General features: G+C 57.4%; 10 protein-coding genes. 5 read left to right on the top strand and 5 right to left on the bottom strand.

The window, feature by feature from the left end:
* Together RMO15_RS06040 and RMO15_RS06045 are read left to right on the top strand one after the other, a co-directional pair.
* Positions 1-1,216, top strand: a 1,216-nt coding sequence (locus tag RMO15_RS06040; RefSeq protein ID WP_309709227.1) for a hypothetical protein, incomplete at its 5' end; no start/stop codon positions are given.
* Between the two features lie 9 nt (positions 1,217-1,225).
* Positions 1,226-1,840 (top strand): hypothetical protein, encoded by a 615-nt coding sequence (locus RMO15_RS06045; protein WP_309709230.1) that lies wholly within the window; start codon positions 1,226-1,228, stop codon positions 1,838-1,840.
* Here the strand turns inward: RMO15_RS06045 and RMO15_RS06050 are convergent.
* Positions 1,837-2,676 carry an alpha/beta hydrolase gene (locus RMO15_RS06050; protein ID WP_309709233.1) on the bottom strand — a complete coding sequence of 280 codons (840 nt, stop codon included), beginning with the start codon at positions 2,674-2,676 and terminating at the stop codon, positions 1,837-1,839. The genes RMO15_RS06045 and RMO15_RS06050 overlap by 4 nt on opposite strands.
* Positions 2,677-2,733: 57 nt before the next feature.
* Between RMO15_RS06050 and RMO15_RS06055 the strand changes: the two genes are divergently transcribed.
* From RMO15_RS06055 to RMO15_RS06065, 3 genes are all read left to right on the top strand, one after another.
* Positions 2,734-4,632 carry a DUF2723 domain-containing protein gene (locus RMO15_RS06055; RefSeq protein WP_309709236.1) on the top strand — a complete coding sequence of 633 codons (1,899 nt, stop codon included), beginning with the start codon at positions 2,734-2,736 and terminating at the stop codon, positions 4,630-4,632.
* 18 nt (positions 4,633-4,650) lie between these two features.
* Positions 4,651-5,634 carry an aldo/keto reductase gene (locus RMO15_RS06060; protein WP_309709239.1) on the top strand — a complete coding sequence of 328 codons (984 nt, stop codon included), beginning with the start codon at positions 4,651-4,653 and terminating at the stop codon, positions 5,632-5,634.
* A 93-nt stretch (positions 5,635-5,727) separates the two neighbouring features.
* Positions 5,728-6,240, top strand: a complete 513-nt coding sequence (locus RMO15_RS06065) for a hypothetical protein (protein ID WP_309709241.1) — start codon at positions 5,728-5,730, stop codon at positions 6,238-6,240.
* A gap of 49 nt (positions 6,241-6,289) precedes the next feature.
* Here the strand turns inward: RMO15_RS06065 and RMO15_RS06070 are convergent, their stop codons facing one another.
* The 4 genes from RMO15_RS06070 to RMO15_RS06085 all read right to left on the bottom strand — a co-directional run bounded on the left by RMO15_RS06070 (position 6,290) and on the right by RMO15_RS06085 (position 11,555).
* On the bottom strand, positions 6,290-7,369 hold the full coding sequence (locus RMO15_RS06070) for a zinc ribbon domain-containing protein (protein WP_309709244.1): 1,080 nt from the start codon (positions 7,367-7,369) through the stop codon (positions 6,290-6,292).
* A gap of 188 nt (positions 7,370-7,557) precedes the next feature.
* Positions 7,558-8,712, bottom strand: a complete 1,155-nt coding sequence (locus RMO15_RS06075) for a Gfo/Idh/MocA family oxidoreductase (protein WP_309709249.1) — start codon at positions 8,710-8,712, stop codon at positions 7,558-7,560.
* Positions 8,713-8,913: 201 nt separating this feature from the next.
* On the bottom strand, positions 8,914-10,503 hold the full coding sequence (locus RMO15_RS06080; protein WP_309709251.1) for a hypothetical protein: 1,590 nt from the start codon (positions 10,501-10,503) through the stop codon (positions 8,914-8,916).
* 47 nt (positions 10,504-10,550) lie between these two features.
* The gene (locus RMO15_RS06085) at positions 10,551-11,555 is read right to left on the bottom strand and encodes a hypothetical protein (protein WP_309709253.1); all 1,005 of its coding nucleotides are present in this window, start codon (positions 11,553-11,555) and stop codon (positions 10,551-10,553) included.
* Positions 11,556-11,740 lie beyond the last annotated feature (185 nt).

Here is an 11,740-nt window from a genome sequence, read left to right on the forward strand (position 1 = left end):
TCTGGCTGGATTGAACCCTCTCACGCTCCGAATTTTAAACTTTGAGGGGAACGCAGGACTCATGACCCTGCTTGTGGTTGCTGCCATTACACTCCTAGAGCGACTTCGAGAGAACCCACCCAATAGAACAACAGGGCTATGGCTCAGTATTTTGTTAGCGACTTTCTTTTATGCACATCGTATCGGGATTGTCTTTGGAGCAGGAGCCATTCTGTATTTGTTCTTCCTGGTACGCCAGCGACAGCTCGCAATTATCACTGCTCTTCTTTTTGGTGCACTAGCCTTTCCTTGGCTTTTGCGTAGCTATCTTGCAAGTGGGCACTGGGTCAGCCCAGAATACGAAGCAGAAATCGTAGGACGCTCTACGGAAGGTGCAACCCAACAAACGCCCGGCCTGACTGCCTTGCTCCAGCACATGCTTCATGAGTTAAGCCAGTTCCCCACTCAGGTGGGCTACATTCTTTTTCCCTGGTCACGAGCTAGTGGTGGACAGCCTTGGCCTTTCTTAAAGGCCAATGGTTTCGTCTGGATCGCGACTCTTGGTGAATGGGTAGTAGCCATTCTGGTGACTCTTGGCTGGATCAGGGCCCTGCGGGCACGCCGCTTTACAGATATGTATCTCGTTTTGCATAGCACGATGCTACTTGTCTTCTTCTTTAATTTCCATTACTTCATGGGCTTCTTACCCTGGTTCTATCTCTACCTAGCCGATGGTGCTCAGCAAGTTCTAGGCAAGCTCTGGCGACGTAGTACCAGAATAGGCTTCGTGGCAATCTTGCTCATTCTTCTCGCCAAAGACACGAAGGCTTTCTGGCTCATGCCTCTAACATTCCAAGACCGTGATCTGCGCTGGGGCTGGGTGGCGAAAGTCGTGCCAGAGCGTGAGGCGGTCTACTATCTAGGCTTAGAAAACTACGCTTTCTCCCAGATACGCTACTTCGACTCTGGACGGCGAATGGCGGTGGGGATAACGGTCGGTGAGCTTGAGGCACTTCTGACAGATCCAAAACATACTGTCCACTGGGTTTGTTTGCCCAAGACTTCGCAGCAGAATGCAACACTTCAGCGAGCGGGCTGGCAGCCCATTATTGCAGAGCCGGATAGTGTTATCCCTAGAGCAGAGCAACTTCAGGGCCGGGAGATTAGCGCGGCGCAACAGGCGTTTCTGGATAGGATGGAGCCTCCTCAGGCACTCTGGCGACGCCCCGTGGAGTAGAATAGCGCTATGGAGAACTTGAGTATCATTGTCTCGGCGGCACGGGGTGCGCTGGAGTCAACCTATCAGTCTCGGGAGAAGGCACTGGCGCATGGGAGAGCACTCACGCGAACCTGTGCCAATGCGATTCGTGCGATGCACCGTGGAGAGCTGGACAATGCTCGGGCTGCGGTTGCGGGAGCGCAAGCCGAGGCGGCACAGGTGGCGGATGCACTGACAGACTACCCGGAGCTTCTCTACGCGGGGTACGTGCAAGATGCCCATAAAGAGCTTGCAGAGGCAGCGTGTCTGCTTGCTCTGATTGAGGGTACGGATCTTCCCACCCCCAAGTCGCTAGGAATTGAGGCGGCGGCCTATCTCAATGGTCTCGCCGAAGCGGCTTCAGAGGGCCGTCGGCATGCGCTGGATGCCCTCCGCAAAGGTGATCATGCTCGCGCGGAGAGTATGCTTACGGCAATGGACGAGATTCTCTCTGCCCTTGCGACGGTAGACTTCCCGGATGCTGTCACCAGCGGTCTGCGACGTACCTGCGATGCCCTCCGCGCTGTCGTCGAGCGCACACGTGGTGATGTGACGATGGCAGTGGTGCAAGACAGGCTGATGCGCTCGCTGGATGACCGCTAACCCAGCCCACGGGCTTTCATCCACTCTTCGCAACGCTTGGGCCAAGCTGTCGGGATCGGCTTGTCTTTTTGGGGACGCATCCCGTAGCCGTGGCCGCCACTCTCCCAGACATGCAGCTCGGCGGGAACTTTCACTTTTCGAAGCGCGGTGAAAAGCTGGACACTACTCTGGCAGGTCACGCCATCATCGGCGGCATGGGCGAAGAAGAACGGTGGCAGGTCTTTGGTTACCATCGCGGCGTACTCCGGCTGAAGCTGGAGATTGTTGTCGCAGAAGTAGGCGGGATAGACGAGCACTGCAAAGTCTGGGCGGCAGGAGAGCTTATCGGCCTCGTCTTGCTCCTCGTAGAGAGACTTGCCGTTCTGGAGCGCCGCCATGCCTGCCGTCTTGCCCCCGGCGGAGAACCCTAAAATACCAAGTTTATCCGAAGCCACGCCCCACTTGCTGGCATTGGCACGCACAAGCCGCAGTGCTCGCTGCGCGTCCATCGTCGGCCCTTCCCAGTTAGGCTTAAGTGCGCCCGTCGGCACTCGGTACTTGAGCACGAACGCCGCAATCCCTTGCTTATTCAGCCACTGCGCGATCTCCGTGCCCTCTAAGTTCCACGCCAGAATGTTGTAACCACCTCCGGGACAGATCACGATCCCCGCTCCCGTGCGCTTGCCACTGGGCAGATAGACATGAAGCTCCGGCTGGCTGACATTGCCTAGACGAATCACTGCCTTACCACCAGTCATTCCCTCGCCAGGCTTGGACAGATCGGCTTCAGGACCTGTGGTCACAGGAGACGCACCAGGAAGTTTCCCCGGCCAAAGAGTGAGCGTGTCGAGTTTCATGCCTCACTGTACCGTCCCCTCCAGAAAAATAGCAAATATCCCAATATTTTTACTAGGATGAACCCAAAAATCTCTCAAGATAGCCACAATACATTCCTGCTCGCGCTGGCCTTCTTTGTGCTCTATGTCGCAACCCTCTGCCCCACGGTCTTCCGTGGTGACTCAGGGGAGATCATCGTGGCGATCTGGTCAGGTGGCGTGATCCACCCACCGGGTTACCCTCTCTTTACTCTCCTGGGCAAGCTTTTTTTGTTCCTGGTGCCTGTGGGCGAGCCTGCATTTAAAATCGGGGTTCTTGTGGCGCTCAGTGGTGGAATTGCTCTGGGACTCCTCTACCGGCTCATCCGTGAGCTAGAAGTCCCCGCACTCGCCGCACTCGGAGCAGCCTCACTCCTTGGGGTAAGCCTAACGTTTTGGAGCCAGTGCAACCGAGTTGAGGTCTATAGTCTGCACCTCGTTTTTGCTTTGCTAGCTCTCTGGCAGTGCCTGCGCTTCCGTAACATCGGCGATGAAAAGTCGCTCTACACGGCCTGCCTTGCGGTCGGGCTGGGCCTCGCGCATCACTTAACAATTGTCTTGCTAGTGCCCGGGCTCCTGGTACTCTGTGGCCTACGGCTCTGGACGGCTCCTGGTCTGCCTCATCGACTTGGGATTGGAATAGGACTCCTGCTCTTCAGCGGTCTCCCTCTGTACTTGCTCCTGCTCCTCTGGTCGCAAAACTCAGCAGGCTATAGCTGTCTGGGAGCCCCCAAAACCCTGGAAGCGCTCTGGGAGCATCTCTCAGGCAAGAGCTACCAAAACTACCTCCAGCCCCCCACCGATGCGAGCTCCTGGGCGCGTGCGCTTGAGCCTCTCCAAGCCATCATCCACGAGAACTGGTTCGGCCCGCTCAGTGTTCTCGTGGTACTCGGAGGCGTGATCCTAGCCCGTCGTCGTGCGGCTGTCTTCGGAGGGGTTCTGCTTACCGCCGCAACGGTGGCGGGCCATGCACTCTCCTATAGAATTGGCGATATTGCGGCCTACTACTTAGTTCCCTTTGCTCTAGGTACCGTCTTAGTGGGTGTGATGCTCGGTAGTGTCCAGCAGGCACTGTTGGAGCGAGGGAGGCCACTTGCCTTACACATCCTAGCCTGCTTTCTTCTTCCCGTTTCCTACGGTATCGTTAACCTCCACGCCTGCAACTTGCATGCTGCCCGTGGGGTAGCTCGGCTCGCCCAGCAGCAGCTTCGTGGTTGCCCACCCCAAGCCATTCTCCTCACCACAGGCGATGAGGCAACCCACTCTCTACTCTACACTCAAGTTCTGCAAGGCATTCGTCCCGATGTCGCCCTGATCTCTCAATCCGTGCTCCGTGTGGCATTTTTTGAGCCCGGACACCACTACATTGGCTGGCTAGAAAGTCAGCACGTGCCACTCTTAGACAAAAAAACGACTTTAGATCCCACCCTTCAAGACGAGTTTCTTGCGGATGGGTATCTGATCCGGCTCCTCGAAGGCCCTCTCAAAGATCGTCCTTTGGCCAGCACTTACTTTGGAATCTCAGAAGAAGATCAGGCACGCTTCGGAGGATCGCCGGGCCTCGACTGGCTGAAAGAACACTACTTTCCCTCGCCGTATGGCGTCATTCTCACTTTCACGCCGAAGACGGCACCTCTCACTCCTGCACAAGTCCTGATAACCTGCAGGAAAGCGTGGGAGTCTATCGAGCTCCCTGAGCCGCTCTTAGCCCCCACCGCGACCGAGGTGGACGGAAACTACACGCCCCGGCACTATGTCACCATGCTCTGTAACTACGGCTTTCTCTATGAGCTCAATGGTCAGCCACAACAGGCCCAGCAAGTCTATCTGGTGGCGCTGGACTGGTGTCCTGAGCTGACACAGACCATTCTTCGGAATATGGAAGCCAAGAGCCCTCTTGCAAAACAACTCTGTGCAAGGCTCTCATCTGCCCACTGAAACGATACAATGGGCGCGATGAAACAACGATTTTTTCAGGGCATCCCTGTCTCTGAGGTGGGCCTCGGGTGCTGGCAGCTCGGGGGCGGTGACTGGGGGGCGATGGACGATAGTGCAGCGCGGGCCATCCTCCGCTCAGCCTACGAGCGCGGCGTCACGTTTTTCGATACGGCGGATGTCTATGGCGGTGGAGTGAGTGAGCAGCGCCTCGGGGCATGGCTTGCCACAGACAAACCACAGGGCGTTTTTGTCGCTACCAAGCTCGGGCGACGGGGTGATCCCGGCTGGCCTGAGAACTTTTCGCCTGCCACACTGCGCCAGCACACCACGGACTCGCTCAAGCGCCTTGGAGTTGAGCAACTAGACCTGACCCAGCTCCACTGCATCCCCACGGAGGAGTTTCGCAAGGGCGAGGTCTTTGACACGCTCCGTCAGCTTCGAAGCGAGGGGCTCATCGCACGTTTTGGAGCCAGTGTAGAAAGCATGGAAGAAGCACTGATCTGCCTGGAGCAAGAAGGCCTTGCCTCGCTCCAGATCATCTTCAATCTCTTCCGCCAGAAGCCTATCGAGATGCTTTTTGAGAGAGCGAAGGCAAAAAATGTCGCGTTGATCGTCCGGCTCCCCCTTGCCTCAGGGCTCCTCTCGGGAAAGTTCACCACGCAGACCGAGTTTGCCGCCAGCGATCACCGCACCTACAACCGCGACGGCGCAGCGTTTAATGTCGGGGAGACGTTTGCGGGCCTGCCCTTTGAAAAAGGCGTCGAGCTTGCCGAGCAGCTCAAACCACTCGTGCCTGAGGGCTGGACACTCGCCCAGCTAGCCCAGCGCTGGATTCTGGACTTCGACGCCGTGACCACGCTGATTCCTGGTGCAACGAGCCTCGCACAAGTCGAGAGCAATGTCTCCGTCAGCGGCCTTGCGCCTCTTGATACGTCGCTCCACCAGCAGCTCTCGGCATTCTACCAAGCACATGTGGAAAAATATATTCGGGGACCGTACTAAGACCTAGAAACTTTCGTTTTTTTGTGTTGTCTTTTTAGAGTGGATGCCCCCAACGATGGGGCACTACTAAACCTCTGGAGGCTTAAAAAACATATGAAAACAGCAACAATGCTGGCTCTTGGTATGGCTCTGCTTGCTCCAACGGCTTCGGCACTGGCAGCGGACGACACCATGAAAGTGGAAAAACCGATTCGTGTCTTGGCTGGTATCTTCTCCTCGACCAACGGCACTAACAAGCAGCGGACAGCAATCGGTGTCGGCTACGACTTCATGAAGACATCAGCGACCAACCCGACAGTCTACAGTGTCTTTATAGATACCAATAGCAAGAAAACAGGCGGAGTCACCACCAGCCTGACGGGTGTGGGCGTGAGTGGCCGCTTCTATCTAGAGTCGGCCAATGCAGCGGGAAAGCCCTACGCGACTGTGGGAGTTGGTAGCTACACTTTTAAGTCCGGCGCAAGTAAAAGCGTCATCGGGGGAAAACTAGGCATTGGCTACGAGCTTAATAATGGCTGGCTCGGCGAGCTAGACTACACCACGACCCAGAAAGTCGGTAGCAAGGACGCAGGCGGTATGGGCTTCCGTATCGGTTATCGGTTCTAGCCCTCAACTGCAAAAAAGCCCGGCCACCATGGTGGCCGGGCTTTTTTTATTACATTCCCATGATCGGGAGGCTCAGGCTGGCTCCCTCGGAGATCACACGGAAGTTGGTGGCGTTGATATCGGGGGGAATATCCGTGTAGCGACTGCGGACAGCATCCAGAGCGGCATTGGCATCTATAAAGAGCGCATCCACGCTCTTTGAGGCGCTCTTGCTGCTCTTCTGGCCCATCAGATCGCGGACGATATTCTGGGCTCCACTGGCATCACCGCCTTGGCCAGACATCGAACCCAGTGCGCTATTGAGTGTGTTCATCAGCTTGCTCATCTCCGCGATACCCGCATCGAGTGCCATGCCATAACCAGACGCGAGAGGCGCACAGGCATCTGGCAGAGGCGGCTTGTTGGCGGCTCCAGGTGTCTTATAGACATTAGCGGCCTGGTTCCACTCCCCGATCACCTTGGCAATCTGCTCACCGTAGTTGGGGGCAGGCTTCTTAGGCGCATCCCCACTCTCAAAGCTACCATCGAGCAGTCCTAGAGACTCGCCCGTCATGTACTCTTTAATCGTGTTCTGAAGCTGTACGACGAGCTCCCCCGCACTCTTGGCCTCTAGACGCTTGCGCTCGCCCTCGAACCACTTGAGCCAGCGTAGCCACGCAATCACATCGGCGGGCATCGGGTTGCCAATGGTGCCGGGGGGCTTCATGATCGGAGCCTTAGGCATCTGTGGCTGGGGTGCGCTTAGAACGGGCGCTTGGGCAGGCTGGGTATTGGGAGCATTGATGACCGCCCCACTAGGCGAGTTGGGTTTCTGAGCATTAAGTAGCCCCGCGCTCTTGGCAAAGAGAAAGCCCGCCGCGCCAATTAAGATCACGCCCGAGACGAGGGCGGCAATCGCGGCCTTATTCATGCCACTGTTCTGTGGCATAGTAGCCATCGGCTGGGAGTATTGTGTGGGCTGAGGCTGCCCGTAGACCGTGGGCTGAGGTGTCTGCTGGGGTCGTGCGGCAGGCATGGACGTGGCTGCGCTGGCAGGAGGCGCACTCGCCGCCGTCACTGCTGCACCACAGATGTTACAAAACCGCGCCATCGCGGGCGCTTCCGTCCCGCATGCTTTACACCGAGCCATGATTGCTTACTCCTGAGAGACAGTGCCCCTGCTTATAGGGACGAAAAAGTAGGGGCTTTAGTTTCGGGTAGGTAGAAATATTTTTATCCCGCCGGTTGGAGCGGCGGGACTAGTGAGCCTTTGGCTACAAAGGCCGCTTCGGGCCATGAAAATAATTCGGTCACTGCCGCTCTAACCGGCAGTGTCTTCTAGAGACTCTTCCAGGTGCGACTGTCCGACGAGTTCTTTACCGCATCCAGCACTTTTTGGCACTTAAGGCCATCGTTGAAGTCCGGGTGGAACTCCGCGCCCGTATCCCAAGCCTGGAGCATGTCGTGGATGAGGTTGATAAACGTGTGCTCGTAGCCGATGATATGCCCGACTGGCCAGTAGTTTCCCGTGTAGGGGTGGCTGCCATCGGTGGTCTGGATCGTGCGGAAGCCCTTCAGCTCCGCGGGATCGTCGTGGTTGTAGTACTCCAGCTCGTTCATGCGCTCCATGTTGAAGACGATCGAGCCTTTGCTGCCGTTGATCTCGAACTTATTGTGGTTCTTGCGTCCTGCCGCCAGACGGGTCGCCTCAAAGGTTCCCACCGCGCCGTTGGCAAAGCGCGCCAGAAAGATCGAGCTATCGTCCACGGTCACATCACCCATCTGGTCGGAGGCTTTCCCCCCAAGGCGGTCGTCGGACTCCGCCAGAATCGGGCGCTGCTTGATAAACGTGTCCATCATCCCACAGACCTCGGTGATGTCGCCCACTAAATAATGCGCCATGTCAATCGAGTGCGCAACGAGGTCGCCGTGAGAGCCGGAGCCCGCGATATCGCCCTGCAAGCGCCAGACAATCGGGAAGTTGGGGTCAATGATCCAGTCCTGGAGATAGACACTGCGCCAGTGGTAGATCTTTCCCAGAACGCCGTCCTGGATCATCTGCTTGGCCAGCTTGACGGCAGGAACACCTCGGTAGTTGAAGCAAGTCGCGTTACGTACCCCAGCCACGTTTACCGCATCACACATTTCCTGCACTTTTTCCACGGAGCTTGCCAGTGGCTTCTCGCAGAAGACCATCTTGCCCGCTTTTGCCGCGGCAATGGCGATCTCTACATGGGTATCGCCGGGCGTTACAATATCAATAATGTCAATATCATCGCGCTCCACCAGCTTGCGATAATCAGTCTCGTAGCTCTCAAACCCAAATTTCTCGGCGGCAGCCTTCACTTTTTCTTCACTACGCCCACAGAGTGCCTTCAGCACGGGCTCGATGCCGAGCTCGGGAAAGAAGCGATGCAACTGACGGTAGGCGTTGCTGTGCGCCTTACCCATAAACTGATACCCAACCAGACCGATACGAACTTGCTTTGCCATATTTTTTACGTCCTCAGAAAAGTACAAACTTTTGAAGCCCTATTCGGGGCGACAGGCCAAATTTCCTCCCCGTAGTGGTGCTAGAAGCCGGACACTCTTGAACCCACCCGGTCACTCGCACCGCTCGCGTCCACCCTCCCTTGATCCAAGGGAGGGTCGGCGAAGTGAGGAACGAACGAAGCCGGGGTGGGTTCGGGTGGACTAGAACCCGGTGAGAGCAGGGAGATTGATAGTAAAGCCGACCTGCTGGTTTTGACTGCGCCAGGTAAGGCGCGGCTCAATGGTCTTGCCACGCCAGCCGAGGGCGATCTCCTGGTCGAAGATTTGGCGGGTTCGCAGATCCCAGCGGCCCATCAGTGCGACAGTCAGGTTACCAAGCTGTGTTTGTCCTCTAAGCTGGGCCTCGCTGAGGGCTTCGAGCGTGTCGAAGAGAAATGGGGACTTCCCCTGGGCACGACGGAGGGCCACGCCGCCACTGAGGCCGGTCTGTGGGGCGAAGCCGTAGTCGGTGGAGAGGCGTAGCTCAGAGATGCTGTAGTGGGCATGTGGGTAGCGCTGCTCGGTCTGCCGCAGAAGCGCGTGTGCCTGACTGTGAGGGCTTAGTTTGATGCGTGGCGCTTCCCAGCCCAGCGAGCCGATCAGGCGATCCGCTTGCACTTGCTTACCCGAGCCATCTAGAAATTTCTCACGAGCCGGGCCGCCGCCCAGCGTCGCGAGCCAGCCACCCTCCCCCTTGCTCCCAGGTATCCGCCCCGTTAGCACCGCCTCGGGCAGGCGTGAGCGGAGTAGAAACGCCCCACGCCGTACGAACTCGCGATTAGACTCGACAGTTGCCTCCAGAGCCAGGCTCGGCTTGCTCTGCAAAGGCAAGGGATCTAGTACGACAGGCGCACTCAGTGCCTGAGCGTAGCGGCGCAAGGAGAGGTCGGGAGCAACCGGCGGTCGGGCGATAATAAAAGGCCGCACACGCTCCTCAAAGCTGCGCTCTTTCTGGGTGGCATTGCGCACTCCCGTGAAGAGATTGGGCTCCTCAGACTCAGGGGAAGTGGGTTGACCGAGAAGCTCCTTCCGAGCCGTCGCCAGCACGTTCCAGCCCTGGAGTGTGGTGGACTCGACAATAAACGTCCCTGGGGCACCTCCCACGGGCGCAAACGGCAGGCGTACCCCCGCCACGACGCCTGAGACGCGCGAGGTTCGGTAGATAATGGGCAACACCAGGCTCTGCTCCTCGCGTTTTCGGTCGTAGCGCGGGGTAACTCCCAGCCGTGGCAGGGTGATCAGCCGGTTGCCGAGAACCCGGACGGTCGCGTTCTCAAAAAACAAGCGCCCACTTCCCGGCTGTGAGCGTAACCGATCCGCGGAGAGCTCAATCTCCCCCTTGGGATCAGGGCCAGGTACAAAAAGCAGACGGCGCGCCTCCGCGCCCGTCTCACTAGAGACACTGAGCGTCTTCCCCGCAATATACAGGACCGGTGAGAAGAGCTTTGCGTCGGTGAAGTAAAAGCCAAAACCTTCTTTGCTGACAGAGCGTGCCGCCATGTCCAGCCCGGTGATCTTGAGGTCTTTCCCCTCAACTCGCTCGGTCCCAAGCTTGGCGGTAACATTCCCTTCAGCAAGAAGAGTCTTGTCTTTCACCACATAGCTCGCCTTCCCCGACAAAAGCTTCAAGTCTCCCCAGACAAACGAAAACTCCCGATCCCAGCGCAGCTCTTTGGCCGAGAGCGACGAAAAGTTCGAGAGCACAAACGGCGGCAGTGGCGCCGGAGTCTGTGGAGGCGGTTGATCCATCATAGGCTCTATGATAGCACGGCACACAAAAACAGTGCGTGTTTCTTGCGCTACAGCCAGGCGATGGGCGACCCGGCTGCCGGGGAAGAAAAGTCACCGATCGCCCCGTGAACCTCTAAGACATCGGAGATCCCTTGGCCCCGCAGGTAGGCCACACTCTGCCCGTCGGGTGACCAAGTGACACCGAAAGTAGTCCCACCCGTATTACTAACAATCGTGAAGAGCTGCTGGGCGGGATTGTTGGGAGTCAAACGGAGCACGCTGTAGCCCAGAACTGTCTCTACCAAGACTAGCACTCCCCCTTCCCGATCCCAGCCAACCTTGCCCACAGGCCACACGTTCTCTAAGAGCGTTTGAGTGACTCCGGTAATCGTGTCCAGACGTGCGTAACTTGGGACTGCCTCCACTGTCGAGTTCATCAGAAGATAGCGTCCATCAGGTGAGGCAGAGTCATACCCCTTCGCGGCGAGTTTTACCTGACCACTGCCATCTAAGGGCAAGCGAAAAGTCCCCTGCTGATCCGCCCAGAGAAGGGACTCCGAGCCAGACCAAGTGAGACTCGCAAACCCCGAGCCGGTCGCACGCCCTATCTCACGGACGCTTTTTGTCCGCGTGTCGTAGATCCGAAAGACATACTCCGGCACCATTGGAGGCAGGCTCCGGCTATCCGCCCCCAACATACACACCAGCTGACTGCCATCGGGCGACCAGGCATATTTCGCAGGCCCATGGCAGCCCGAGACAAGCTGAAATGTCTGATCGGCGAGCGAAAAGAGTGCCAGGGTGCCGTAGCTGGCTCCCACAACCACGCGGCCATCGGGTGAGGCTCCCTTCAAGACAAAACCATCGCTGGGAATCGGGAGCACAAGACGCTCTGAGCCATCGGGGCGGATCAGAACCGCCCGGCTATTGTCTCGCCCATCTTTCTCATCAAACAACAAGTAACCAGAAAGAGAGTCCGGCAAACTCACCCCCGAGCTGCCACAGCCTGCACCTAGCCAAGTTAGCGCTCCTGCACTTCCCCACAAAAACTGACGACGATTAAAATGCTTCATGAGACAAGGTCCAGGAGTAAGAGCTTCGCCAAAACAAAGAGCTTCAAAATTGCCCCGATTAGATTTTGGCCAAATGATAGTATGCTTTATGCAGACCATGAGCTTCGAGAACTGGGTTCGCGCCTGGTTCGACCACCCAGAGAACAGGGACTGGGTATGCGACTACCCACACGTAGAGATCACCC

Origin of the sequence: Armatimonas sp., from assembly GCF_031410135.1 — a bacterium.
In the GTDB taxonomy this organism is placed as follows: Bacteria; Armatimonadota; Armatimonadia; order Armatimonadales; family Armatimonadaceae; genus Armatimonas.